This window comes from Paenarthrobacter sp. AT5 (genome assembly GCF_032764245.1).
GTDB lineage: Bacteria > Actinomycetota > Actinomycetes > Actinomycetales > Micrococcaceae > Arthrobacter > Arthrobacter ureafaciens.
In genome coordinates this window covers 3,136,458-3,162,563 of sequence record NZ_CP136441.1, presented here as the reverse complement: position 1 = coordinate 3,162,563, position 26,106 = coordinate 3,136,458, and the positions used below count along the sequence as shown (strand labels likewise).

Genomic DNA, 26,106 nt, shown 5'->3' with positions numbered 1-26,106 from the left:
CGGTAAGGCCGGCCAAGAGGAAACCGAACAGCCTCCCGCCGGCACCGGTACACAGCCGGACGTCCCGCCTGCGGAACGTCAGACGTCGGAAGGGGCCTCTTCCTCCAGCCACCGCCAAGAGCGGAACGTGCGGTGGCTGATGTCGCGCGCGCGTATCTGGACGCGCCGTGGCCTCATACTGGTGCTCAGGGTGTCGCGGCTGGTTTCCATCGGCATTCGGCAGATCCGGCCGGGACTGCGCTTCCTCTGGCGCTCACTGCTTAAGAGGTGGCGGCGGTCCCTTGAGTTCAGGACTGTCCTCACCACGTTGCTGCTGGCGGTGACGTCCTTTGCCATCGTCGGGGCATACCTCTCGAACCAGATCGCCAACAACCTCTTCCAGGAACGCCTCGCCCAAGCGGAATCGGAGTCCCGTTACAACGTCAAGCAGGTCCAGGACACTTTCGACGGCGCTCAGGTCACGGATCAGTCCAGCGTCATCACGCTGGTGTACGACACCCTCACTGCGGTGGAAGGCCGGGGTTCGGTCATCCAGCGCCGCTACGTCTTCGAAGCCGTCCCGGAACAGACCAAGCCCCGCAACCGATGGGTCGAGTCACGCGCTTCGGACCAATTGACTGTCCGCGTCATCCCTCCTGAACTCCGCAAAGCGGTGCAGGAAGGAGGGAAGCAACAATTCTGGGCTTCGATGGAGTTCCCGGTGGGCAACGAGGACCGTCCCGGCATCGCCGTGGGCAACAAGGTCACGTTCAACGGGACCATGTACGAGCTCTATCTCATCTATGACCTCAACACGGCGCAGAAGACGTTGGACGAGATCCAGAACGTCCTGCTGGCCGGTGGCGCAGCACTGGTGCTCATGATCGGTGCCGTCGCCTGGTACGTCACCCGGAACGTCGTCAGCCCAGTCAGCCATGCCGCCGTCGTTTCCGAAAAGCTCGCGGCAGGCCAACTGCAGGAGCGGATGGTGGTCAAGGGGGAAGACGAGGTGGCCCGCCTCGGAGCATCCTTCAACCACATGGCTGCGAGCCTGCAGGAGCAGATCACCCAGCTTGCCACTCTCTCCCAGATGCAGCAGCGCTTCGTCTCAGACGTTTCGCACGAATTGAGGACCCCGCTGACCACGGTGCGGATGGCCGCGGAAGTCCTGTACGACGCCCGCGAAGACTTCGATCCCATGAACAAGAGATCGGCCGAGCTCCTCTACAACCAGGTGGAACGATTCCAGTCACTGCTTTCGGACCTGCTGGAGATCTCGCGCTTCGACGCGGGAGCGGCCGTCCTGGACGCCGAGCCGCAGGATATATTCCAAGTCCTGGGCCAAGTTATTGAAGGCGCAGCTCCGGTGGCTGAGGAGTATGGTTCCGAGGTCCTCCTGCACGCCCGTGAGAAGAGCATCATCGTGGAAATGGACTCGAGGCGCATCGACCGTATCCTTCGGAACCTGGTACTGAACGCCCTCGAGCACGGGGAAGGCCGGCCGGTCCACATTTCCGTTGCAGCCAACCAGGATGCTGTGGCCATCGCAGTCCGTGACCACGGAATCGGGATGACCCCCACAGAGGCGGCCCGTGTGTTCGACCGCTTCTGGCGGGCCGACCCCGCCCGCGCCAGGACAACCGGGGGAAGCGGCCTGGGCCTGTCCATCGCCGCCGAGGACACCAAGCTGCACAATGGTTGGTTGCAGGCGTGGGGCCGCAAGGGCGTTGGTTCGAACTTCAGGTTGACCTTGCCGCTGCGGCAGGGAGGGACAATCCTCAAATCACCCCTCCAACTTGAACCCGCGGAATTCGCCGTGAGCGGCATAGAGCCGGGGGCAGTGCTCGAACGGCAAGTGCTGTTGCTCAGCGCAGCAGCGGACGACCCCACGGCCGGGCCGGCTTCGGATGAGTTGTGTGCGCCCCTTGGGGACGCCGGCGTGGTACCTGCCGAACATCAAAACCCGGGTGCGGTTGACGACGCCGGACAGGGCACCCGCGCCGACGACGTCGAGGCAGGGAACCATGACGTTCCCGGCGCTGAAGACCGGCCGGAGCAAGGGAAAGGACCGACGTCGTGAATCGCCAACAAGCCCGCAAACGCGCCTTCGTGGCCATGCTGGCGATCCTGATGGTCCTGCTGGCTTCCTGTGCGCAGATTCCCCGGTCCGGACCGGTTGGCAAGAGCAAGGATGAGGGCGCCGGAAACGCCAACGCCCCCGTCTTCTTTCCGGCGGCACCTCGCGCCGGAGCAAGTCCGGAAGCCGTGATCGAGGACTTCTACATGGCGGGCAGCGGCTACGAGGACGACTACCCTGTAGCACGCCAGTACCTCACCCAGGCGCAGTCCGTCACCTGGAAGCCTGACAAACGTGCCTTGGTGTTCCGTGAGGCGCAGGTTGTTAAGACGGCCATTGAAAACGAATACGTCTACCAGCTGGATGTTGCCTATTCCGTGGATGCCGACGGCATAGCAACCCAGTACCCGGCTGGAACCAAGGAATCCATTCCCGTCACCCTGGACCAAGTGGAAGGGGAGTGGCGGATTTCCAAGGTGCCGGACGGGACGGCCATACCCGAGGAAACCTTCAAGGTCATCTACGGTGCCTATCCCATCTACTTCTACGACCCCACCTTCACTTATGCGGTGCCGGACTACCGCTGGTTCATCAAGAAGAAGACCGTCAAGTCGATGACCAGCGCCTTGCTCGCCGGTCCCGCACCCTACTTGCGTGGCGCCGTCGTCAGCGCTTTTCCGTCCGGGATGAAGCTGGCCCGTGAGTCGGTCCCCGTCGTGTCCGGGTCCGCGCAAGTGGACCTCTCGGCGAAGGAGCTTTTTGACGCCTCGGCCGAGGACCGCCAACGCATGCAGAACCAGTTGGCTTTGACATTCAGGAGCCAACCGGACGTGATAAACGTCCAACTGCGTGCAGACCAGGACCTGGTCCGGGTGGACGATGACGGTTCCGTCCTCCCGCCTGTGGTTGACCGAAGCGTTCCCGCCCGCCAAATAGCCATCAACAACGGGGAATTGGTCCGCTACGAGAACAACAGGATCTCACCCTTGCCTGACATTCGGTCGGTGGCGGGCCTGGGGCCGCATGCACCGGCCGAGTCGCCCGTGTCCCAAACCATCGCGTTCCTCAACGGAGACAAGACCACCCTGTACGTCATAGAGCCCGGACAGGAAACGGCCAGGCAACTGACCACCAGGAGCACCCTCACCGGGCCTTCTTTCAGTCCCGGTGATTGGGTTTGGACTGCCGGTCCCGGTGCCAGCGGTGCCACGGAAGTGGTCGCCTTCAAACCCACGGGCATTGCAGCAGGCATGGCTGTGCCGTCAGTGACCATGACCCCGGCCTGGTTGTCGGGCAGGACGGTCAAGGACTTCCGTGTTTCCAGGGAAGGAACCCGGGCGCTGGTTATTTCCGAAGCCAACGGAAAGACAGCGGTACAGGTGACCGGCATAGTGCGCAATCCCGACGGGACTCCGAAGGACCTTACGGTGCCCGTAAACCTGGTCACCTCTTCCGAACCGGACCAGGGCGTGTGGGTCAACGGTTCTTCGGTGGCAGTGATGGCGGGGTCCGCCACGGCAACCGTGGTTCCGGAACTGCTGTCCTTGGCATCAGGGGATCCCCAGCAGCTTGCGCCCTGGGACGGTCTCACGAGCCTGAGCGCCGGCAATGGCCCGGAGCAAATATTCGGCCAATCCGAGGCCGGGGTCTTCCAACGCGTAGGAAACGGTTGGGAGCTACAACTCAAAGGACCTACGGAGCCTTCCTTCCCGGGATGAGGTCCGCCGCTTCAAGGTTATTCACGCTCAAGGTTATTCACATAGCCGCGCGGGTGGCTGCCGACTAAGCCACCCGCGCGTCAGGCTTGGGACATGCTAAACACATACGCCATCCGTGGGCGGTGGCTGCTGTGACGTCCGCGGTCCGCAGTCCCCGCAATCCCCGGAGTCCGGCCACGTCTTTGCTTGCCCGCCGCGACCCTGACCTGGACTCCCGGGATCCCGGAGTTGCCCGCAGGCGCGGCGAATACCGTGCCGTGCCGGCCAGGTGCGCCGCGGCCTTTCAGCGCGCTTGTGGCGAGTTGCTCGTGCTGCTCGTTCCTGTTGAGTGTGTTTGCTGTGGAGTGGAGGACGCCGTCATTTGCGGCGTGTGTGCAAAGAAAATCAGGCTGTTGTGTGCCACGCCCTTCCGTGCGGAGCAACAGGCGCCGGCATTAGTGGACATCGATGGGACCGCGACGTTGGAAGTCGTGGCAGCGGGCCCGTACCGTGAGGAACTCAGCCAGGCGTTGTTGTCGTTCAAACGGCTTGGCCAATGGCGCTTGGCGAATGTCCTGGGCGCGTGCCTGGCACGGGCGGTGGGAGCTGCCGCCGGTGGAAAAGCAAGCTACTGCCTTGTTCCGGTGCCCAGCAGCGGAGCAGCTTTCAGGAAGCGTGGTTTCAGCCCCGTGCAACTCCTCCTGGCCAGTACGCGGCGCCGCCGATTGCTCCCGGACTTTCCGGTAGTGGACGTCCTGCGGAAACGCCCCGAACCTGTGCTGCTTATCCGTAGGGGAGCTTCGCCGCGGAGTATCTACCAGTACCTCGCCGGCGTTCTCGGAAGAAGCGGCGGTATCAGGAAAGCCGGAGGACAGAAGGGCTTGGGGCGCGGAGAACGGGCCAGGAGGGTCGCCGGCTCCATGCAGGTGCCGTCCCGGTCCACGAAGAAGATCAACGGGCAAAAGCTCTTGATCATTGACGATGTTCTGACCACCGGGGCGACGCTCGCCGAATCAGCCAGAGCGCTGTCCGCAGCCGGCGGCATCGTGTGCGGAGCCATCGTGTTGGCGGCCACGAGGCCACCAGCCTACGCCTCCGGGCCGGTCGGCGACGAGTCCCCGGAGTCCTTGTGACCAAATCAAAAAATAAGTTGCCAAAGGATGAATAACTCGTGCCGATGAACTAACGTCGGTTGTGGGTACCAAGAACAGATGTACCTGTCGATAGCGGCTCGGAAAGGGGCTCGACTGTCTGTCAGACCGGCCCCAAGAAGCGTCGTTGTCGTGTCACCTGAGTTATTGGAGGGCACCATGGAGTTCATGATCAGCGGACGAAATCTGACAGTTTCCGACCGCTTCCGCGAATATGCCGGCGAGAAGATCTCAAAGATTGAATCCCTGGGGGACAAGGTCCAGCGGGTTGACGCCAAGGTTTCCAAGGAGACCAATCCCCGGCAGACGCCCGGCCAGCTTACCGTTGAAGTGACAGTCTTGGGCCGAGGCCCTGTTATTCGTGCCGAAGCCACAGCCGCTGACAAATTTGCTGCCTTCGATCTCGCCTACAACAAGCTTCTTGAGCGTCTGCGGCGGGCGAAGGACAGGAAGAAGGTGCACCACGGGCGCCACACGCCCAAGGCCGTTCGCGAAGCAACGGCATCCCTGGAGCCTGCCAGTACAACGGCTCCCATTTACGAGGTGGCCGGTAACAGCGAAACCGCTGCAGCCGAACCCGACGAGCGGTCGCCGTACGATATCGAAAACGATATTCCCGCCGGTGATTCCCCCGTGCTTATCCGCCGGAAGGTTTTCCCGGCAGCCTCGCTCACGCTCGACGACGCCGTCGACAACATGGAACTCGTGGGTCACAACTTCTACCTGTTCCTTGATAAGGAAACCAACGCACCCTCCGTTGTGTACCGTCGAAGCGGCTGGACCTATGGTGTGATCTCCCTCGATTCCACCTGTGAGCCCGGCCAGGAGGCCGTCGAAGAGAAGATCCACGCGTACCGCTCGGACGACCAAGCAGCAAGCGCACGGTAATCGGCGCGCTGCTTGTAGTGAAAGGACTCCCATGACCGTTTCGCTGAGCCTGTCACAGGCGCGGCGGATGGCTTTGGAGGCCCAAGGATTAGCTAGGGTCCGGCCCACCACCCCCGTAACAGCGAGGGCGGTGGGCCGGACTTTTGCCCAATTGCAGTTGGTGCAGATCGATTCGGTCAATGTCCTTGCCCGCAGTCACTACCTGCCCTTCTTTTCCCGGTTGGGTAACTATGACACCGCGATCCTGCAGACGATGGCAGGGAGGGCGCCTCGAAGAATGATGGAGTACTGGGCCCATGAAGCCAGTTTCATCAGGCCGGAACATTTCCCCGATCTGCTTGCCTGGCAGAAGCGGTACTGGGTGGGCGCCCACTCGTTGGACGAGGAGGTGCGAATTGACATGGAAAACCGCATCCTCGCAGTACTGGCGACGAGCAGGCCGATGACCGCCTCGGAACTGACAGCCAAGTTGGGACATGATGAAGTCCAGGACCGGGCGAACTGGGGTTGGAACTGGAACGTCGTCAAACGCGTTCTTGAACATCTCTTCGAGGAAGGGCGCGTTTCAGCCGCTGCCCGAACCGCCCAGTTTGAACGCCGGTACGCCCTGACGTCCCGTGTGTACCCCGGAGGAACACCGGAGTGGATGGATCCCGACGCATCCATGGACCGCTTGATCGAAGCAGCGGCGAAGGCTCATGGCATTGGTACGGTCCGGTGCTTCGCAGACTACTTTCGTACGCCGGCCAAAGCCGGACAGGCCTCCGTGGAACGGCTCCAGAGGGCCGGCCGACTCGAGCGCGTCACCGTGAAGGGATGGGACCGCGACGTTTTCCGGCATGTTGACGCAAAAATACCGCGCCGGGCAGAAGGGCGCGCGCTCCTCAGTCCCTTCGATTCGCTGGTTTTCGAACGGCGCCGCCTTGAAGAACTCTTCGGCTTCCACTACCGGATCGAGATCTACACGCCTGCGGCCAAGCGGCGTTTCGGCTACTACGTGTTGCCATTCCTACTTCGCGAAGGGATCGTTGCGCGAGTAGACCTGAAGGCTGACCGGCCAGGGGGCAGGCTGTTGGTTCGCTCTGCCCATGCCGAACCCTCGGCGCCCTCGGATACTGCTGAGGAACTGGCAGCAGAGCTGTGCCTCATGGGGGATTGGCTTGGGCTTCAGGAAGTGGTGGTGTCACCTGTCGGAGACTTGGCCCGGACGCTCAACGAGGCCATAGCGGCCCGTCGCCACTCCCAAGATCCGCTCGGCGGGCGCGTCAATCCGCTGACAGGGGAAACAGGCTACGTGGCCTTGGTCTCTCCCGTAGACTGAAACAGCCAGAATTCGGCAGCATGAGACTGGGAGCAATTTCACGTGGCATCACTAATCGAAAAACTTCTCCGCACGGGTGACAAAAAAACCCTGAAGCAACTGCGGAACTATGCCGATTCCATCAATGCCCTTGAAGACTCATTCAAGACGTTCTCAGATGCCGAACTCCGTGAAGAGACCGACCGGCTCCGCGCCCGTCACCAAGACGGAGAAACCCTCAACGATCTTCTCCCCGAGGCCTTCGCTGCAGTTCGGGAGGCTTCGTCCAGGACCCTGGGAATGCGCCACTTCGACGTACAGCTCATGGGTGGCGCCGCACTCCACCTGGGCAACATTGCCGAAATGAAGACCGGTGAAGGTAAAACACTCGTCGCAACGGCGCCTGCCTACCTGAATGCTTTGACCGGCAAGGGCGTCCATGTTGTGACGGTCAACGATTACCTTGCCGAGTACCAATCCGAACTGATGGGCCGCGTCTACCGCTTCCTGGGCCTCACCAGCGGATGCATCCTGTCCAACCAGGATCCGGCCTTGCGCAGGGAACAGTACGCTGCGGACATCACGTACGGCACCAATAACGAGTTCGGATTCGATTACCTGCGCGACAACATGGCCTGGGATGCCAGCGAGCTCGTGCAACGAGGACACCATTTCGCGATTGTTGATGAAGTCGACTCCATCCTGATCGACGAGGCACGTACACCGCTGATCATCTCCGGCCCCGCCCAGGGGGACACCAACCGCTGGTACAGCGAGTTCGCCAAGGTTGTTCTTCGCCTCCAGCCGGACGTTGACTACGAGGTCGACGAAAAGAAGCGCACGGTAGGCGTGCTGGAATCCGGCATCGAAAAAGTCGAGGACTACCTCGGCATCCAGAACCTGTACGAATCAGCCAACACTCCTTTGATCGGTTTCCTCAACAACGCCATCAAGGCCAAGGAGCTTTTCAAGCGGGATAAGGACTACGTCATCCTGGACGGCGAAGTGCTGATCGTTGACGAACATACCGGACGTATCCTCGCCGGGCGCCGCTACAACGAGGGCATGCACCAAGCGATCGAGGCCAAGGAAAACGTCGAGATCAAGGCAGAGAACCAGACTCTCGCCACCGTCACCCTGCAGAACTACTTCCGCATGTATTCCAAGCTGTCCGGCATGACCGGCACGGCTGAGACGGAAGCCGCAGAGTTCATGAGCACCTACAAGCTGGGCGTAGTAGCCATCCCGACCAACCGGGACATGCAGCGCATCGACCAGCCTGACCTCGTCTACAAGAACGAAATCGTGAAGTTCGACGCGGTGGTCAAGGACATCGCCGAGCGGCATGAGAAGGGCCAGCCCGTCCTTGTGGGCACAACCAGCGTGGAGAAGAGCGAATATCTCTCCAAGTTGCTGGGTAAAGAGGGCATCCGCCACGAGGTACTCAATGCAAAGAACCACGCCCGGGAAGCCTCGATCGTGGCACAAGCGGGTCGTAAAGGCGCAGTGACTGTTGCTACCAACATGGCAGGCCGCGGCACGGACATCATGTTGGGCGGAAACGCCGAGTTCACTGCGATTGCCGAGTTGGCCAAGCGCGGACTCGACCCCGAGGAAAACTCGGACGAGTACGAGGCCGCTTGGCCGGAGGCGCTCGCCGCGGCCAAGCAAGCCGTCAAGGATGAGCATGAGGAAGTGTTGGATCTGGGCGGTCTCTACGTCCTGGGCACTGAGCGCCACGAATCCCGCCGCATCGACAACCAGCTTCGCGGACGGTCCGGCCGTCAAGGTGATCCCGGTGAGTCCCGCTTCTACCTCTCCCTGACCGATGACCTCATGAGGCTGTTCAACTCCGGTGCAGCCGAAAGGCTCATGAACAGTTCGGTCCCGGACGACGTTGCCCTGGAATCGAAGCTCGTGTCCCGAGCCATCGCCTCGGCCCAAAGCCAAGTGGAAGCCCGCAACGCGGAACAGCGCAAGAACGTCCTCAAATACGATGATGTCCTGAACCGCCAGCGCGAGGCTATCTACGGTGACCGCCGTCGGATCCTTGAGGGGGACGATCTCCACGAAAAGGTTCAGTTCTTCCTGGAAGACACCATTAACGCCCTGATTGACGCCGCGACTGCCGAAGGTACCGGCGACGATTGGGACTTCAACCAGCTCTGGTCGAACCTTAAGACCCTTTACCCGGCAACGGTCACCGCCCAGGACATCATTGATGAGGCTGGAGGCAAGTCCAAGGTTACGGTCGAGTTCCTGAGGAATGAGATCCTCTCCGACGCGAAGTTGGTCTACCAGGCACGCGAAGAAGCTATCGGCTCTGAAAGCATGCGTGAGCTTGAACGTCGCGTCGTCCTTTCGGTCTTGGGACGGAAGTGGCAAGAGCACCTTTACGAGATGGATTACCTCAAGGAAGGCATCGGCCTGAGGGCGATGGCGCAGAGGGACCCGTTGGTGGAGTATCAGCGCGAGGGCTATGTCATGTTCCAGAGCATGATGGAGGCCATCCGCGAAGAGAGCATAGGGTTCCTCTATAACCTCGAGGTAGAGGTAACCCCGGCGGAAGACGTTGTGGTGGCCGACGACTCTGTTGGTGGCACGCATACCGAGCACCACGAGCCTCAAATCCGGGCGGCAGGCCTCGAAGCGCCTGAGAAGCCGTCTCAGCTGCAGTACACGGCGCCCGGCGAAGACGGAGGAACCCAGACGCGCATTGAGGGAAGGTCTTCAGGCCGTTCGGGAAACCCGGCGAAGGCAGCCACCCAGGAACCGCGGAAGCCCGCTAAGAAGAAGCGGCGTTAGTTCGGTTCGTTCGAATCGTGAGAGTCCGGGATCGTTCAATGCGAGCGATCCCGGACTTCTTCTTGCCTGATGGCGAGCGATTCATCCAATCTCGAGCGCGGTCACCTGCCACACATCGTCCATCAGTTCCAGCCGGATTGCCAAAGCCCGGCAGCGTTGCTCTTCCGCCACCACGACTGAGGCCTCACAGATGGTGTCGGAAATGCTGCACACACGTACCGAGCGCACCATGGGGCTGAGGTGGATGCGTTGTGATGCGCGCGATTTCGCGGCGTGTTCACGGGTCAAGGCAGCTCTGTGTTGAAGCGAAAAATAGCAGTCATCAGACAAGGAAACTGCCAACTGTTGTATAGGACGCGTTCCGGCAAGCACCTCCACGACTGCCTGGGCTATGCTGCGGGCAACCAACCGGACATCGATACTGTTGCCGCCGGAGCCGCGGACCGGCAGCCTGCGTTTCGGTTTTGGCCTGGCGCCCAGTCGTTGGGTAGTGCTTACGCTCATGGTCCATCCTCAGAAAGTTGCTTGAGGGAGCCGGGCATGGGGTTTGCCTGGCTCCAGTGCTATCTGGGATGACCCTGAAGGGGTGAAATTGGATCTAAATGCCCCTGAGCGGGCAGATTTGCTGGAGTGGGACGAATGGTCAGGTACGCGGCGGAGGTTTCAGGACCTGTCCGGGATGGAGGACCGCAGGGTCCTCGCCGATCGTTGTTTTGTTGGCCGCGTACCACTTGGGCCACTCGAGGGCGATATCGAGATCACTGGCGAATGGTCCTGACCTGCTGGCCGCGATGGACCATAGGGTGTCGCCCGGCATGACAACAACGCCTTCATCGTCCGAAGCTCGTGGCGTTGCCACGCGTGCAGAAGACCGACTGAGTAAACCCGGGTCGATGATTGGAGCCTTGGGCTTCCACCCGGGTGTCACGTTCAGGCCTGTCTTCGTCCAAGCGGCATCGGGTGACTGTGCTGTGGACGTGCTTCTCCACCCCGGATCGGGAACAGAAGCGGCGAAGGCCGCGGTGCCTCCTAGAAGATTCACGCTCAGAACGGCTGCTCCGATGCGAATCATGAAAGCAGGGGTGGCTTTGGAGGCGACTCGCGCGGCAGTACTTTGTCCGGTTCGTTTCAAGACATTCGCCATGAGGCCGAGAACAAAGGAAAGTAACCACCAGGACACGACAGCCAGACCCGCGAGGTTCGCGCCGAGGCCGAAGAGCTGGTCAAACGTCAGTGCGTCAATCGGCACCGCTTTTATACGTGGCCAAGGGCCGCCGACAACCACCAAAAGGCAACCGATGAACAAGATGGCAATGGCCAACGCGGCGTCGTTCCGAAGTGGTCTTAGTTCCTGGCTCATCGGACTCGTGCTCCCCACAGCAGTTTGATGTCATTTAATGCAATTAGTTCAGTTTGAACTTCTTTGATGCAATGTGTCCAATTGTTACGCGCCGTGGTGTTGCTGCTTGTTTCTTCAGAGCCTAGCCTGAGCAGATGAGATGGGACTCTCTTTTCGGTGACATGGAGGCGCAATTTTTTGCTGACCGCACGTTGGCGCGGGAAGCGGAGGTTGCCGAACGTGCCCGCGTGGAGGTCGCGCAGTTCGAACTCGCCGACAGGCTCCGCGGCGCCCTCGGGCGCGAAGTCTCGATCACGCTAAACAATGGCAGCAAGGAAGCCGGTTCATTGGGGCGGGTCGGGGCGGACTGGTTGGTGCTCAACACTGCCACCCGTCAGTGGCTCATTCCGTTGCATTCCGTGAGCTATTTCGAGAATCTTGGCAGGCTGGCCCGGAAGCCTGTGAATGGGCCCGCTTTGGTATTTCCCTTGGCCAGTGCCCTTCGGGGCCTCGCCCGCGAAAGGCAGAGTGTTGAGGTCCATGTGGCGGCAGGCGCTGCGGGGCGTGTGCTCAGCGGAGTCATCGACAGGGTGGGCAAGGACTTCCTGGAGATCGCTGTCACAGGAGGAGAGGCGCGCCGTGCCACCGCCGTGACTGCTGTAGCTACCGTGGCCTTTAGGTCTCTGCTCGGGGTGCGCTCTGCTTCGCGACGCGAGTATTAGAGGAAGGTGGACCATTGCCGCTTTCAGGCAGATTTGGACCTGGATTTCTCGATCATCCGGCTCGCCTCGGCATAGCGCTCTTCGATGTACTGCTCCAACATCTTTTCTTCGATCCGCCACTGGCCGCGGCCGCCTACTTGTATGGCCTTGAGTTCTCCGCTCCTAACGAGCGCGTAGGCCTGGGGCGAGTTGATCTGGAGTTGTTCGGCAACGTCGGCCAAGGTCAAGAAACGGGGCATGGGACCATTTTGCCATCGAAATGCAGGCTTTGGTGCAGTTATCCACAGTTTCATGCTTTTCATGGCTCTTCGGTTGGGCTTGGTGCTGGAATCCCCGGACAATGAGGTGGCGGAACAGCCGCATGTCACAACTGACGGGGGAGCATGAATGATGGAGCAGGGGTCACCTACCGGAACGGCGCGATTGAAAGCCCCTTCATGGAAGGACCCCAGGCTCCTCATCGGGATTCTGTTGGTCTTGCTGTCCGTGTCAGGAGTCGTGGCCGTTATCGGCTCCGCTGACAAGACCAACAAGCTGTACGCGGCTAAGGAGCCAATCGCTGTGGGCCAGTCCATAAGTGCCGATGACTTCGAAGCGGTTGATGTGCGTTTGGGAGATGTGGAGGCGTTCTACCTAACGGTTTCAGCCGGCCTTGCAGAAGGCGACGTGGCGCTTCAGCGGATCGAAAAGCACCAGTTGGTGCCTCGTCAAAGCCTCGGGCGGGCCGATGCTTTGGACCGCAAACCCGTGGCCATCCCTGTGGAGACAGCGCTGCCGGACCAAGTAGTTCCCGGGGCCAGGGTGGACGTCTGGGTTTCGAAACCGGACTCTGCACGCGGCTTCGACAGGCCGGTCCTGTTGCTCCCCGGGGCGGAAGTGACCGCGGTTGCGCCCGGTTCCAGTGCTTTGGGGGCGTCCAAGTCAACAGTTCTCCTGGTCCTTGTGACAGATCAACAGATGCCCGAGCTGCTGGGCGCGCAGGCTAACGGCGCAAAGGTATCCGCGGTCTGGAACCCTTCAGGCGCTCGGCAATGAGCATTCCGGTAGTCACCTTCGGCCCCGACCAACAGTTCGTGGTGGGTGGGCTTGAGCGATTGCACGGTCCGGTCACCGTCGTTCGGCGCTGCACGGAACTGACGGAGCTGCTCGCAGCATGCGAAAGTGGCTTGGCCATGGCCGCCGTCATTTCGGCCGACACCTCGGACCTCTCGTCCAGCCTCGTGGAGAGATTGGACGCCGTGGGTGTCTCCGTTGTCGTGCTGACAGATGACGCTGAGGAAATGCTCCGACTGGAAGCGATCGGCGTGCTGCCGGAGCGGGCGGACATAGCCGCCGCCGACCTTGCCGACCGCATTTCCCGTGCGGTTGACCGGCAGAGGGAGAGCCCCCGTGCTGCTGCGGGAACGGCTTTCGCCGGGCTCTTCCCGGATGCGGAGGTGCAGCTGCCTGCAGCTGAGGTGGTCCGGGAGGGCGCAGGGCGGGTCATCGCAGTGTGGGGACCGGTGGGAGCGCCAGGGAGGACCACTGTTGCGGTCAATGTCGCTGCCGAACTGGCTGCCCGGGGAAGCTCAGTCATTCTTGCGGATGCGGACAGCTATGGTGCCAGTGCATCAGCCATGCTGGGTCTGCTTGATGAATCTGCTGGGCTTGCCCAGGCGTGCCGCTTGGCAGATCAGGGTGTCCTTGACGTCGCTGGACTCACCCGCATAGCGGAGGAGGTGCATGTGCGGGGTAACAGCTTCCGTCTCCTTGGGGGCGTTACCCGCGCTGATCGATGGACCGAACTCCGGCCTTCTGCCCTGTCAGCCGTAGTGGAGCGGGCCAAGCAGCTTGCGGACGTTGTGGTGGTGGATGTCGGGTTTTGCCTGGAGGCTGACGAGGAATTGAGCTTCGACTCCATGACCCCGCGCAGGAACGGAGCCGCATTGAAAATCATGGAGCTCGCAGACGAGGTCATTGCAGTCGGAGCGGCGGATGCCGTGGGCATCCCGAGGCTCGTCCGAGGACTTGGGGAGCTGAAGGACACCGCTGAACAGGCCAACATTCGGGTGGTCCTCAATAAGGTCAGGCAATCTTCGGTAGGGCGGGGACCAAGGCAACAACTGCTGCAAGCCTGGGAACGGTTCGGGCCGGGCATGGCCATTTCCGCTTACCTGCCCTCAGACCCTGCTGCCTGCGATGCGGCGCTCCTGTCGGGAACGGTGCTCCTGGAGTCCGCCCCCGACTCCGCACTCCGTAAAGCCATTGCGGAGCTGTCCTGTGCAGATATCCAGCAAAATCGAGAATCCGCTGGACGAAATACCAGAGCCCTTGGGTTCCTTAAGCGCTAGGCTCATTTTGTGGGCTGCAGAGTCGCAGCAATCAACAGGTGATGGAGGCGTTTGTAGATGTCGTCAGGGTCCAGTGTGGAGGATCGGTCCGATGCAGCAGTTGTCCGCGAAGGTTTCTTCGGTGACTACTACGAGCACCTCGCAGAGGAGGATTCCCGAGGCTACTCTCCTGAGGTCCTGATTGCCCGGGCCAACAAGCACAAGGAGCTGGCGTCCTCCCGCCTGCCAGGAAATGCAGTAGTAGAAGTCGTTGGGGAGGCGGATCGAAGCGTCGTCTACATTGTCACGGACGATATGCCTTTCCTCGTCGACTCGGTCAACGCTGAACTGGTGCGGCAGAACTGCGCCATCCGCCTGGTCATGCACCCACTGTTCGTGGCTACCCGCAACCGTGAAACCGGGGATCTGGCCAGCGTTTCGCGCGTCCCCTCCAACGTCGGAATCTCCAGCGGCGACACCGCAGCATTGCCCAGCGTGGCGCACTTGCTGGGGAACGGCGACAACGCCTCGCACATGGAATCCTGGATCGCCGTCGAAATTGACCGCGTGAATGACGACGCGCGGAAAGAACTGGTCGAGGGCCTGCAGCGCGTCTTGGGGGACGTCCGCGCCGCCGTCGAGGACTGGCCGAAGATGCGGAGCAAAGCCCTGGAACTTGCCGAGGCTTTGGGCACCGTTTCGCACCCGGAGCAAATTGCCGAACTCCGCCAGGCCCAGGACCTCCTGCGATGGTTGGACAAGGGCAACTTCACGTTCCTCGGATACAGGGAGTACGACCTCATCAATGAGGACGGCGAGGATGTCCTGGAGCTTCGCGAGGACAGCGGCCTGGGCTTGCTGCGTGCAGGCGACAATACCCGGCAAATCCAACACCTTACCGACGCCGGCCGTAAGCGTGCGCGGGAGAAGCGGGCGCTGGTCATCACCAAAGCCAACTCCCGATCGACCGTTCACCGTCCGGCATACCTTGACTACATTGGCGTGAAGAGCTTCGATGCCGCCGGCAACGTCAACGGCGAGCGCCGCTTCATTGGCCTTTTTGCCACGAGTGCGTATACAGGATCCGTTCGGAACATCCCCATCGTCCGGGACAAGGTGGATGCCGTGCTTCGCAACGCGGGGTTCCCCATTGACTCCCATTCGGGCAAGGACCTCCTGGGCATCCTGGAGACCTACCCGCGCGACGAACTCTTCCAGATCGAGGTTCCCGACCTCGCTGCCACAGCGACGGGAATCCAGCGGCTGCAGGAGCGCCGCAGGACCAAGCTCTTCCTGCGCCCCGACATCTACGGCAGATTCATGTCTGCCGTGGTGTACCTGCCGCGCGACCGCTACACCACCAGCGTCCGCCTCAGGATCGAGCAGGAGCTGCGGGAAACCTTCCAGGCCGAAAGCATTGACTACGAGGCAAGGATCACCGAGTCGGCCCTAGCCCGTGTGTTCTTCCGGATCCGGCTACCCCGAACAGCCGAATTGGCAGAAGTGAACGTTGCGGAGCTGGAACACCGGTTGATGCGCGCCTCCCGTTCATGGAGCGAAGGCATAGCCGAAGTCCTCCGCGAGAACCGGCCCGCAGAAGAAGCGGACGTACTGTCAGGGTTGTGGGCCGAAGCTTTCCCTGCCGGCTACCGCGTGGACTACGAGGTGGAGGACGCCCTCGAGGACATCGAACGCTTCGAGAAGTATGGCGCCCAGGCGGAACGCAACGGGAAAACCAACGCGAACCTGCGTCCGGGTGTCCATGTCTACCTTCCGGAGGGGGCGGGAGAGTCCCTTGAAGAAGACGCCCGCGTCAAGCTGTACCTCATGGAGCCTAAGAGCCTCAGTCAGATCCTTCCTTACTTCCACAACCTGGGCTTGGAAGTGCTCGATGAACGGCCCTTCGAAATCGAAACCGCCGACCACCGCGACTTCTTCCTCTATGACCTTGGCCTGAAGTACCCCACAGGTATTGATCCTCTCGCCACGGGCAACCTCTTGGCTGATTCCTTCGGCGCCGCGGTGACGGGTGCAGTCGAGTCCGACGACTTTGACCGCTTGGTGCTCCGGGAAGGGATGCACTGGCGCCAGGTCACGGTGCTTCGCGCGTATGCCAAATACATGCGCCAAATGGGCAACACGAACTCGTTCGGGTTCATTGCCGACACCTTGTTGTCCAACCCTGAAGTCGCCCGCGGACTGACTGTACTCTTTGCTGCACGGTTCGATCCCGAGGTTTCAGACGACGAACGCGAGGAACGCCAGGCTGCCGCCCGCACCGCCCTCGCCGAAGCAATCGAAGACGTTGCGACGCTGGATGCTGACCGTGTCCTGCGGACCTTCGTCAACCTGATCGAGTCGACGCTTCGCACCAATTACTTCCAGAACAAGGGCTACCTCAGCTTCAAACTTGATCCGACGAGCATCGAGGGATTGCCCTTCCCGCGGCCGATGTACGAAATCTGGGTTTACTCGCCACGGGTCGAGGGTGTCCACCTCCGCTTTGGCAAGGTGGCGCGTGGCGGCCTCCGTTGGTCCGACCGCCGGGAAGATTTCCGAACGGAGATCCTCGGTCTCGTCAAAGCCCAGACCGTAAAGAACGCCGTCATCGTGCCCACGGGTGCAAAGGGAGGATTCTTCGCCAAGAAGCTTCCGAATCCCACCGTGGACCGCGCCGCGTGGATGGCAGAAGGTATCGAAAGCTACAAGACCTTCATCCGTGGGCTGTTGGACATCACCGATAACCTCGTCACCTCGCCTGAAGGCGAAAAGCTCGTTCCGCCGTCGGACGTTGTCCGGCACGACGGCGACGACTCCTACCTGGTGGTCGCTGCGGACAAGGGAACCGCGACGTTTTCCGATACCGCCAACGGGCTGGCGGCAGAGTATGGTTTCTGGCTGGGTGACGCCTTCGCTTCCGGAGGCTCGGTTGGATATGACCACAAAGCCATGGGCATCACCGCCCGCGGCGCCTGGGAGTCCGTCAAGCGGCACTTCAGCGAACTGGACCTGGACACGCAGACCGAAGAGTTCACGGTGGTGGGTGTCGGGGATATGTCGGGCGATGTTTTCGGCAACGGCATGCTCCTTTCCCGGCACATCCGCTTGGTGGCTGCCTTCGACCACCGGCACATCTTCCTTGACCCGACGCCGGATGCGGCGGCTTCATTCGCCGAGCGGCAGCGCCTGTTCGAATTGCCCAGGTCATCGTGGGACGATTACGACCGCGCGCTCATCAGCGAAGGCGGCGGTGTCTTCCCAAGGCAGGCGAAAACGATTCCTGTCTCCGAGCAGGTCCGCCAGTCACTCGGACTGCCCGACGGAACAACCCAGCTGAGCCCGCCCGAGCTGCTCCGCGCCATCCTGTTGGCACCGGCGGATCTGCTGTACAACGGCGGCATCGGCACCTACATCAAGGCGAGCACGGAGACCAACGCGTCCGTAGGGGACAAGGCAAACGATGCCATCCGCGTCGACGGACGGGACCTGAGGGTCAAGGTCGTCGGTGAAGGCGGAAACCTTGGCCTGACGCAGCGTGGCCGCATCGAGGCCGCCTTGCAAGGCGTCATTCTCAATACGGACGCAATCGACAATTCCGCCGGCGTTGACTGCTCCGACCACGAAGTAAACATCAAGATCTTCGTCGACCGGATGGTGTCCGCCGGGAAGTTGGAGGAGTCCGAACGCTCCCGGTTCCTTGCGGACATGACCGAAGAAGTAGGGCGGCTCGTCCTGCAGGACAACATCGACCAAAACATCCTGTTGCTGAACGACCGCACGCGGGTGGCGGAGTGGAGCCCCAGTTACGAACGGCTTATGGACTGGCTGGAGAAGTCGGCCGACCTCAAGCGGGATCTTGAGGCGCTTCCCTCAACGGACACGCTGAGGCAGCGTCTCGACCAGGGACAGGGACTGACTTCTCCCGAGCTTTCGGTCCTTGCTGCTTACGCAAAGATCGAGCTGGCATCCGCGCTGCGTGAGAGCGACCTTTCAGAAGATCCTTGGTTCAAGGACACCATCCGCCAGTACTTCCCCAAGCAACTGCGCGAGCGTTTCGATGCGGAACTGGATACCCATCCTTTGCGTCGGGAAATCATCGCGACTGTGGTGGCAAACGACATCATCAACCTCGGGGGCATCACGTTTGCCTTCCGTGCCATTGAGGAGACGTCCGCCAACGAGGCCGCCGTCGCCAAAGCGTTCGTTGCCCTTCGGGAAATCTATGAGCTCGATTCGATGGTGGACGAGCTGAACGCGTTGCCGGCATCCTTCCCCACGGAGCATTGGAGCGAGATCCACTTGGACATCCGCAGGCTCCTTGACCGGGCCGTTCGCTGGGTGCTGGGGCAAGGTATCGCATCCCAACCGATCGCCGACGTCGTGGATTCCTTCAAGCCGATGATGGTGCCGCTGCGTGCCCGGCTCCTGGACTACCTTCGTGGAGACGACAAGGCCCGCGTGGCCGAGTGGTTGGAGAAGGCCCTGTCCTGGGACCTCCCGGACCACCTGGCACACCGTTGGGCGGAACTGTTCGAGAGCTACGCCCTCCTGGATATCTCCCGTATAGCCACCTCGCGTAGCGCCGACGTCGAGGACGTGGCCAATGTCTACTACACGGTGTTCAACCGGTTCCATGTGGACGCCCTGCTGGAGCGCATCAGCGCCTTGCCCCGGGATGACCGCTGGCAGGCCCTGGCGCGGGCTGCGTTGCGGGATGATCTCTATTCCACAGTTGCGGACATGACGACGTCGGTGCTTGAGTCGACGGAAAAGGGCGCCTCTGCGGAGGACCGGCTGAAGGCCTGGGAAGGGCAGAATGCTGAACAACTCGGGCGGGCGAAGACCATGTTCGACGAAGTGAACGCACTCGAGGCCGATGACATGGCCTCACTGTCGGTAGCATTAAGGCTCTTGAGGTCAATCGTCCGACGCTAGCTGTCAGCCGGCGTCGAAAATGGAGGTGCAGTGGCAATCTTTACGGACCCCATCAGGGAACACGCTGATTTCGGGCCTGGAGATGCCGAATGGCTGCACCTCCTGGTCGGTGACTGGCAAATGGTCGCCGACTTGGCATTCGCGGACCTCGCACTGTGGTTTCCGCATCCGGAGCTGGGCTACATTGCCCTCGCCCACGTCCGTCCTTCGACATCGCATACGGTGTTCCATGCGGACTTCGTGGGTGAGGGCATCCGCTCGGATCTGAGGCCCCTCGTTGAGAAGGCCTGGAACAGCCGCTCGATCGAACGCTCCAGCGAGACCAGCTGGAGCAGCGAGATGGCATTGCGGGTAGAAGCGGTTCCCATGGTCCGGAACGGCAGGACACTTGCTGTGGTTACGTCGCACATGGACCTGTCCAGTTCCAGGATGCCTTCCAGGCTTGAGCTGACGTATCGTCAGTGCGCCTACGACCTCCTGAGGATGGGAACCCTGGGTCTTTGGCCGGATTTCGCATCGCCCACCGGGTCACGGCGTGGCGCGCCGCGCGTGGGCGACGGACTCATCCGACTCGACGCGGACGGAGTGGTCCAGTACGCAAGCCCGAACGGAGTCTCCGCCTTCCGTCGTCTCGGAGAAGTGGAGTCCCTGGAGGGAAGGTCGCTGGCCGAGGTCACGGCAGGGCTGCTCAAGGACCGCCGGATGGTGGACGAGACGCTCCCGCTGGTAGTAACCGGCCGGATGCCTTGGCGGAGTGAGATCGAATCCCGGGGCGTCAGCCTGTCCCTCCGGGCTATCCCTTTGCGGGATGAGCAGCATCGCTTTGGTGCCCTGGTCCTGTGCCGGGACGTCTCGGAATTGAGGCGGCGAGAGATGGAACTCGTCACCAAGGATGCCACCATTCGGGAGATCCATCACCGCGTCAAGAACAACCTCCAGACTGTTGCTGCCCTCCTGCGGATGCAGTCCCGGCGGATGGTCAGTGATGAGGCGAAGCAGGGACTTGAGCAAGCCATGAGGCGCGTAGCCACGATTGCGCTTGTCCACGAGACCTTGTCGCAGGGACTGACCCAGAGTGTCGACTTCGACGAACTGATTGGCAGGCAGTTCCGGCTTTCAGCCGAGGTCGCTTCGCCATCGCAACATGTCCGCACGGAGCGTTCAGGCATGTTCGGGGAGCTTCCGAGCGATTTTGCGACGCCGCTGGCGTTGGTGATCAACGAATTGGTCACCAACGCCGTGGAGCACGGGCTGGAGGGCCGAACCGGTACCGTGTGGCTCTTGGCCGACCGCACTCCCGGCGAAGGCAACGATGAGTTCTTGACGGTGACCGTCGCCGACGACGGTGTTGGACTTCCCGAAGGGCAATACACGGAAGGGCTGGGTTTGCAGATTGTTCGGACACTCGTCACGAGCGAGCTTGGCGGCTCTATCCAGTGGAGCCCGCGGGACGGCGGCGGTACCGCCGTCGAGATCGTGTTGAATCTGGCCAGGGGATAACTGACACCGTTTCCCGAAAAGCACTGATTCCCCACCGTGGTGGGCAAGAGCGGATCAAAAAGGCTCAGGCCGCGGACCATTCGGTCCGCGGCCTGAGCCTTACGTATTTCCTGTGCTTATGAGGCGCGGCGGGCGCGGGCGGCGCGTCGCTTGAGCGCGCGGCGCTCGTCTTCGCTCATGCCTCCCCAGACGCCGGCGTCCTGGCCGGACTCCAAGGCCCACTGCAGACACGTGTCCACCACGGGGCACCTGCGGCAAACGCTCTTTGCTTCCTCAATTTGGAGAAGTGCAGGTCCCGTGTTGCCGACTGGGAAGAAGAGCTCCGGGTCCTTGTCGAGGCAGGCTGCGCGATTACGCCAATCCATGCTGATCAGTCACTCCATTCGTGAGAACTAGGGGGCCCCTTGTGAAAACATTCACGAGAGGCTTCAAAGGAAAGGGGCCCGCATGGGCCCCCTTGGTCGTCTGAGTCAAGCGTTTCATGTTAACGCCTTGTAAACAAGGGGTATTCGTCGTTGAAATGCCCGGAATCCGTGAGCGATGCATCACACCAGCCGCCAGTGCCCTCACTGCTAAACGACTATCTCGGGTAGTGTGCCAGTGTGTCAAGACCTCCCGCTAACCCCGCCCAGCCGTCCCCTGACAGCAACGGAAACGAGGACCGGTCAGCTGCGGCTCCCGTAGGCCGTCCCGCTGATGGTTCCCTCCCGAAAACCAAGCGTCCTCCGGGAATCAAGGTGATTTCCGTTGTTGTACTGCTGGAAGCTCTTGCGTTGCTGACTGCAGCTGCGTGGTACGCGTTCGAGTTGCTGACGGGAGCGCCTGTGCTCACCTTCTGGGGAGCAGTGTTCACTTTGGGTCTGCTGCTGGCCTTCTCAGCATGGCTCTTTGCGGTGGGTCATTTCTTGTTCCGCGGCTACCGTTGGACGAGGGCCGCTGCCTTGGTGGCGCAGTTGTTCGTCCTGACCATTGGGTTTCCCACGGCGACGAGCGGCTTGATCCTGCCGGGACTTGCCATGATTCTGCCTGCCCTTGCTGCCATCCTCTTCCTGTTTCAGCCAAACGTTATTTCGTTCGCGTCCCGGACAGGTGGCACCGAAGGCGCCCTCTAGCCAGTGTTCCGGCCCCTCGGGTCAAGCCCGCCCCTCGAAACGCCCGCCGGCGTAGGCCGCTTGAAAGGGTATTTGGCTGGCCCCCTGGATGAGGATGCCGCGGCCGGCAGGGGGAACAGATGACTCAACGTTCAGCCGTACTCCAAAAACATCGCCATCCAAGGGTGTGCGGGGACTGAGGACAAGGCCCGACCTGGTGGCTTGCACAACCTCGGCGAACGGAAGACGGTGCAGGAGCGTTGGGGAAGTGGTAGCTGTCATGACAATCGCGCCTACTGAACCCGCCAAGCCGGCCAAGGACTGGCGCGCTTGGGGGTTCAAGGTGTCGGCGTTGTCCACCAGCAATACGGTGTCCTTATCCAAGGCTCCAAGCGACGCCGCTTCCGCCAGGTCGGTCCAGAATGCGCCATCTCCGACGTTCTCTACCGGGGAGAGCCACGGCACAGCGGAGTTGACCGACATGAGTGTTCGCAATAGTGAGGTCTTGCCGGAGCCCGGCCCGCCAAGGACCAAGGTAATGCCCCCGCGGCGGAGGGGAATAGCCAGTGGCGCGGCGTCGTCACCGCCTACGCCAAACCATGCTGCCGACACCGCGTCACCGCAGGTAGGCGGTTGCTCCGGTAATTCCTTAGTCCCAAGGAAGGCAGGAAGAGGCTGAAGGCGCAGAGGGGCAGGGGATTTTGCAGCCAGGGGGCCGTACGGCCAGTCCTTCCCGCCAGGTGTGTTTTGGAACTGGGCGACGGCACTCTTCCCCTGAACGAAGCTGCCCAGAGCCACCGCGCGTCCCGGGAGGGGATCGACGGGGGGAAGCTTCGGCCAGTGGAAAGTGGATTCTTCGGTGGCGCCGGCCGGAAAGAAAGCACGGTTCGGGATGGTCGCAAAGAACCGCGAACTGACGAGTTCGCGTTCACCGCAAATCAATACCGTCACGCCCAGAGGCGTTCCGTCCCGGACGATGTCGCGTAAGACGTCTTCTGCCCAGGCGTAAGGGCTGTTTCTGATGGCAGAGACCCACGTGCACCATCCAGCGATGATGAGCAGGATTCCCTGGCTCGCAACGGGCCCGTCGCTTGAACTGCGCCGGTCCGCCATGAAGCTCTTTATCCGCTCAAGGACCCGTACAGCGAACGCCAATTGGTGCAGGTGTGCCACCGCGCCGTACCGGTCGGATTCAGGCAGTCCCTGGAACGTGCCAGTGGCGTCGAAGATGTAGCTGTGGACTGTGGGGTCCGTAGTGACGATCCGTGCCGAGACGGCCCTGAATGCTTCAGGCATGCCGCTGCCCGTACTGCCGATCATCGCGAAGTGCCCATGCACTGACGGCGTCCACGACAACAGCTCAACAGTCTGGGACCCGGGACGGTCGACCAGGCCAAGACCGATGCCATGGCCGGTGCCGTGCCCACTGTGAACATCCTTGGGGGCAGCGGTCACGCTGTCACAGGTAGCGGGCCCCGGGTCCCAGGGAATCTCCGCCGGGAGGGGCGGGGCAATGATTCGGCGGGGAGCGCTGCCAGCGCCCATGGTGGTTGCCGCCGCTTGAATCATTGCCACAAACGCCGGCAGACCCTGCTCCGCCAATCTGCCGCGGGGTGCAAGTTGCGGGGTGTTTCGGCCGACTCCCGGATTGTCCGACCCCGAGGCAGCTTCCTCCCAGGCATCCGAATCATCGCCGTCCCGGGTGTCAGGGCCATCGAGAGCGGGCTGCACGCATGTCTCATCCAAATGACCGCGATGTGCAACCAGAACGGACGCGGATTGGAATTCTTCCGGCGCACCAAAGGCCCTGGCCAGGAACGCCCGACCCGGGAGGCGCACAGGGATCCCGGCAGCGACCCCTGTCTTGATGATGTCTGTTGACTCCGCCTCTGATTGCACCCGAAGGGCAATGCTTGTGGTTACGTTGGCGCGGATGTCGGCCGTCAGTGCCCCTTGGGGGCGCTGCGTGGCCATGACCAGGTGGAGGCCCAAGGAACGGCCGACGGCTGCTATCCGCATCAGCTCCCGGAGGGCTGCGGGCTCTTCATCCACCAGCATCCGGAACTCGTCTATGACCAATACCAAACGGGGGATCGGTCCAACGGATCCCGAAGCGGGAGGGCGGTAGTCCTTGATATCGGCAACGCCCCCGGCGTGGAATGCTTCTTCGCGGTACCGGATTTCACTGCGCAGCGATTCCAGGACGCGCTTCATGCCCTGACCGCCAAGGTCGGTGATCAACCCGGCGCAATGCGGCAGGCGTTCCAGCGGCCCCAAGCCGGATCCTCCTTTGAAGTCAATGAAGAGGAACACCAATTCCTGGGGTGGGTAATTCATTGCCAGTGAAAGCGACAGGGTCCGCAAGAGTTCGGACTTGCCGGCGCCAGTGGTCCCGGCTACCAGCAAATGGGGACCGTCCATAAGGAAGTCGAAGGCCACCGGACCGTGGCCGTCCTTACCCAGAACGGCTTTCAATGTGCCGGACCCGCTGTTTTTGTGCCATCTCGAGGCAAGGCTGCGTGGACCCCTTGGGACGATCTCCTCCAAGGAACACTCATCCGGCAGCAGGTGCGGGCCGCCCTCGGCTGATGTGGCTTGTCGCGCGGATAACGCCCGGCAGAAGCGGTCAAAGACCGGCTCGGTTACCAGGTCGGGAATGAATCTTTGCCGCGCGCCGGGAGAACCCAGTGTGGCCGATATTCCGGACGGATCCATGTCGATTGTCCACGCACTGGAACCGGCGGGGTGGGCTCTTTCGTGTCTGACCACCTGCCAGTCCGCTCGAACGGCCGCCTCCACCAATGCTTCCACCCCGGAGGAACCGGCGGGAGGGGCGTTGAACACGAAGAGCCTTCCCGGCAGCCTGCCACTGCAGGCATGCAAGCCCGCCAGTGCAGCTTCAGAAGTGGCCGCCACAAGGCAGTCCTTCAGGAACCGGGCAGCAAGAGGCACGTTCGCGCCGCTGCCCAGGATGATCACGGGGACACCAACGGCTGCGGGATACGCGGCAAGCTGCATAAGCATCAAGCGGACCAGACCAGCGAAGTGGAGGGGGTCGCCGGTAACCGGAATCTGCCCCGCGGAAGGAGGCAGAGTCAGGGGAACGCCTGCCAAAGTGGGAGGGCGGAACTGAGGGTCCTCTGGAAGCAGCCGGATGTTGGCCGGAACCGAGGCCAAACCAAGGCGCAGCCAGATACCGGATGTTCTTGGACCGCCGGAACCTGGTTTCGCAACGCGGGCCAGGGCACGGCCTTCACTGTCAGCAGGGGCCGCGGCGCCACAAGCGGAATCGCCGGGACCAGCAGCAGAGGCCGGGGGCCGGGGCGTCTCCAGGAGTATCGCCGTCGCAATCCCGGCAGCGGATGGCGACGAACGATTCCGACGTTTTATGTCCTCACTCACGGCTTGGCCGAGGGCGCGGCGAAACTCGCGGCGGGCTTGTCTTCCGGAGAATGCCGCCACTGACAGGCTGACGGCCGAGATCGCGGTGAAACCCAGGAACATCCATGATCCTGTAGCCAAGGCAAGTCCGACGCCGAGGAGCAAAGGCAGAAGGCCAGTGACAAGGCCCGCCCATCGGTTGCCGCCGCCCGTGGGCCGGTGAACCTCCAATGGCTGGTGCACTGAACAGCCGGCCTCCGTACCGGGCAGTGGCACCGGTGCTTTTGAGGCGAGCAGGGAGAATATCGAATTTCCGCATTGGATGGTTGATGACGTGTTGACGGGGCCGAGGTTCGTGGGTTTCCCGTCGATCATGAGCGATGGTTCCGGGGTGGCCGGGCGGCAATTCGGCTCCGGGGAACGATTCGCCGGCAGGCGGGTCAGCGTCAAGTCCGCAAAAGAGACGTCCAGTGCTGCATGTTCGCGGGAAATGTCAGGGTCGGGGACTGAAATGTGGGCCGTGCCGCGGCCTATGAGGTTCCGTCCGCGGAGAACGGGATACATTGCCCCTGCCGCCGGGCCGGAATGCGCCACGAGAAGCATGGCCGGCGGGCTGGCCTGTGCATGACCGCCCTGACCTCCGTCCACAAGGACCGAACCGTTCACCAATGGAGGGACACCAACTACCAAGGTCCTCAAGTCTTCCCCGGCAACATGGATCCTGCCGGTTCCGTGGGTATCGGCGAGCAGCGCCGCCAGCTTCCTTCCCGGCGTCCCCTCCGGAAGGTGGATCGTGAGTTCCTTGGGCGGCCCGTGCGTGGCAGCCAGGGGACCCCGGGCCAAAGTGCACTGCAAGGGCATTGGCCGATCCTTTCGTAGTCCGGAGCAGGTTCGCCTGCTCGTCCCGACGCTACGCGGACAGCCGGCAGGCC

17 protein-coding genes are annotated in these 26,106 nt (G+C 62.0%); 12 read left to right on the top strand and 5 right to left on the bottom strand.

What is annotated here, in order from left to right:
- Window positions 1-139: 139 nt before the first annotated feature.
- The 6 genes from mtrB to secA all read left to right on the top strand — a co-directional run bounded on the left by mtrB (window position 140) and on the right by secA (window position 9,897).
- Window positions 140-2,059, top strand: a complete 1,920-nt coding sequence (gene mtrB / locus RI444_RS14520) for an MtrAB system histidine kinase MtrB (RefSeq protein ID WP_242703236.1) — start codon at window positions 140-142, stop codon at window positions 2,057-2,059.
- A 35-nt stretch (window positions 2,060-2,094) separates the two neighbouring features.
- Window positions 2,095-3,774 carry an LpqB family beta-propeller domain-containing protein gene (locus RI444_RS14515; protein WP_069695242.1) on the top strand — a complete coding sequence of 560 codons (1,680 nt, stop codon included), beginning with the start codon at window positions 2,095-2,097 and terminating at the stop codon, window positions 3,772-3,774.
- A 437-nt stretch (window positions 3,775-4,211) separates the two neighbouring features.
- Entirely contained in the window at window positions 4,212-4,886 is a 675-nt protein-coding gene (locus RI444_RS14510) for a ComF family protein (protein WP_021471867.1), read from the top strand.
- A 177-nt stretch (window positions 4,887-5,063) separates the two neighbouring features.
- On the top strand, window positions 5,064-5,792 hold the full coding sequence (gene hpf / locus RI444_RS14505) for a ribosome hibernation-promoting factor, HPF/YfiA family (protein WP_179013782.1): 729 nt from the start codon (window positions 5,064-5,066) through the stop codon (window positions 5,790-5,792).
- Window positions 5,793-5,823: 31 nt separating this feature from the next.
- Window positions 5,824-7,113, top strand: coding sequence for a winged helix-turn-helix domain-containing protein (locus RI444_RS14500; RefSeq protein ID WP_021471869.1), 1,290 nt, complete (start codon window positions 5,824-5,826; stop codon window positions 7,111-7,113).
- 42 nt (window positions 7,114-7,155) lie between these two features.
- Window positions 7,156-9,897, top strand: coding sequence for a preprotein translocase subunit SecA (gene secA / locus RI444_RS14495; RefSeq protein WP_207604426.1), 2,742 nt, complete (start codon window positions 7,156-7,158; stop codon window positions 9,895-9,897).
- Window positions 9,898-9,978: 81 nt separating this feature from the next.
- Here the strand turns inward: secA and RI444_RS14490 are convergent, their stop codons facing one another.
- Together RI444_RS14490 and RI444_RS14485 are read right to left on the bottom strand one after the other, a co-directional pair.
- Entirely contained in the window at window positions 9,979-10,401 is a 423-nt protein-coding gene (locus RI444_RS14490) for an Rv3235 family protein (RefSeq protein WP_062097266.1), read from the bottom strand.
- A gap of 139 nt (window positions 10,402-10,540) precedes the next feature.
- Entirely contained in the window at window positions 10,541-11,257 is a 717-nt protein-coding gene (locus tag RI444_RS14485; RefSeq protein ID WP_062097264.1) for a LysM peptidoglycan-binding domain-containing protein, read from the bottom strand.
- A gap of 134 nt (window positions 11,258-11,391) precedes the next feature.
- On the opposite strand from RI444_RS14485, the gene RI444_RS14480 reads away from it, so the two are divergent.
- A complete protein-coding gene (locus tag RI444_RS14480) occupies window positions 11,392-11,958 on the top strand; it encodes a hypothetical protein (protein ID WP_031216357.1) in 567 nt (188 codons plus the stop codon).
- A 23-nt stretch (window positions 11,959-11,981) separates the two neighbouring features.
- On the opposite strand, the gene RI444_RS14475 is transcribed toward RI444_RS14480, so the two are convergent.
- Complete coding sequence (locus RI444_RS14475) at window positions 11,982-12,197, bottom strand: helix-turn-helix domain-containing protein (RefSeq protein ID WP_021471874.1); 216 nt, start codon at window positions 12,195-12,197, stop codon at window positions 11,982-11,984.
- 151 nt (window positions 12,198-12,348) lie between these two features.
- Here RI444_RS14475 and RI444_RS14470 point away from each other — a divergent pair, with 151 nt between their 5' ends.
- Genes RI444_RS14470 through RI444_RS14455 form a run of 4 tightly spaced genes read left to right on the top strand, consistent with a single transcriptional unit; the run spans window position 12,349 to window position 20,702 of the window.
- Window positions 12,349-12,993: a hypothetical protein gene (locus RI444_RS14470; protein WP_062097262.1), complete on the top strand. Its 645-nt coding sequence runs from the start codon at window positions 12,349-12,351 to the stop codon at window positions 12,991-12,993.
- Entirely contained in the window at window positions 12,990-14,288 is a 1,299-nt protein-coding gene (locus RI444_RS14465) for a CpaE family protein (protein ID WP_021471876.1), read from the top strand. Before RI444_RS14470 ends, RI444_RS14465 begins: the two co-directional genes overlap by 4 nt.
- 57 nt (window positions 14,289-14,345) lie before the next feature.
- Window positions 14,346-19,202, top strand: a complete 4,857-nt coding sequence (locus tag RI444_RS14460; protein WP_207604427.1) for an NAD-glutamate dehydrogenase — start codon at window positions 14,346-14,348, stop codon at window positions 19,200-19,202.
- A gap of 30 nt (window positions 19,203-19,232) precedes the next feature.
- Window positions 19,233-20,702, top strand: a complete 1,470-nt coding sequence (locus RI444_RS14455; RefSeq protein WP_021471878.1) for a sensor histidine kinase — start codon at window positions 19,233-19,235, stop codon at window positions 20,700-20,702.
- A gap of 116 nt (window positions 20,703-20,818) precedes the next feature.
- On the opposite strand, the gene RI444_RS14450 is transcribed toward RI444_RS14455, so the two are convergent.
- Window positions 20,819-21,067, bottom strand: a complete 249-nt coding sequence (locus RI444_RS14450) for a WhiB family transcriptional regulator (RefSeq protein ID WP_003804966.1) — start codon at window positions 21,065-21,067, stop codon at window positions 20,819-20,821.
- Between the two features lie 237 nt (window positions 21,068-21,304).
- Between RI444_RS14450 and RI444_RS14445 the strand changes: the two genes are divergently transcribed.
- Window positions 21,305-21,814, top strand: coding sequence for a hypothetical protein (locus RI444_RS14445; protein WP_031216359.1), 510 nt, complete (start codon window positions 21,305-21,307; stop codon window positions 21,812-21,814).
- Window positions 21,815-21,835: 21 nt separating this feature from the next.
- Here the strand turns inward: RI444_RS14445 and RI444_RS14440 are convergent, their stop codons facing one another.
- Window positions 21,836-26,035, bottom strand: coding sequence for an FtsK/SpoIIIE domain-containing protein (locus RI444_RS14440; RefSeq protein ID WP_207604428.1), 4,200 nt, complete (start codon window positions 26,033-26,035; stop codon window positions 21,836-21,838).
- Between the last annotated feature and the right edge of the window lie 71 nt (window positions 26,036-26,106).

Coding starts and splice junctions, on each gene's coding strand:
- RI444_RS14440 (WP_207604428.1), bottom strand. CDS start 26,035: ATGCCCTTGCAGTGCACTTTGGCCCGGGGTCCCCTGGCTGCCACGCAC.
- RI444_RS14485 (WP_062097264.1), bottom strand. CDS start 11,257: ATGAGCCAGGAACTAAGACCACTTCGGAACGACGCCGCGTTGGCCATT.
- RI444_RS14465 (WP_021471876.1), top strand. CDS start 12,990: ATGAGCATTCCGGTAGTCACCTTCGGCCCCGACCAACAGTTCGTGGTG.
- RI444_RS14480 (WP_031216357.1), top strand. CDS start 11,392: ATGAGATGGGACTCTCTTTTCGGTGACATGGAGGCGCAATTTTTTGCT.
- RI444_RS14450 (WP_003804966.1), bottom strand. CDS start 21,067: ATGGATTGGCGTAATCGCGCAGCCTGCCTCGACAAGGACCCGGAGCTC.
- RI444_RS14500 (WP_021471869.1), top strand. CDS start 5,824: ATGACCGTTTCGCTGAGCCTGTCACAGGCGCGGCGGATGGCTTTGGAG.
- RI444_RS14475 (WP_021471874.1), bottom strand. CDS start 12,197: ATGCCCCGTTTCTTGACCTTGGCCGACGTTGCCGAACAACTCCAGATC.
- RI444_RS14470 (WP_062097262.1), top strand. CDS start 12,349: ATGGAGCAGGGGTCACCTACCGGAACGGCGCGATTGAAAGCCCCTTCA.
- mtrB (WP_242703236.1), top strand. CDS start 140: ATGTCGCGCGCGCGTATCTGGACGCGCCGTGGCCTCATACTGGTGCTC.
- RI444_RS14490 (WP_062097266.1), bottom strand. CDS start 10,401: ATGAGCGTAAGCACTACCCAACGACTGGGCGCCAGGCCAAAACCGAAA.
- hpf (WP_179013782.1), top strand. CDS start 5,064: ATGGAGTTCATGATCAGCGGACGAAATCTGACAGTTTCCGACCGCTTC.
- RI444_RS14515 (WP_069695242.1), top strand. CDS start 2,095: ATGCTGGCGATCCTGATGGTCCTGCTGGCTTCCTGTGCGCAGATTCCC.
- RI444_RS14460 (WP_207604427.1), top strand. CDS start 14,346: ATGTCGTCAGGGTCCAGTGTGGAGGATCGGTCCGATGCAGCAGTTGTC.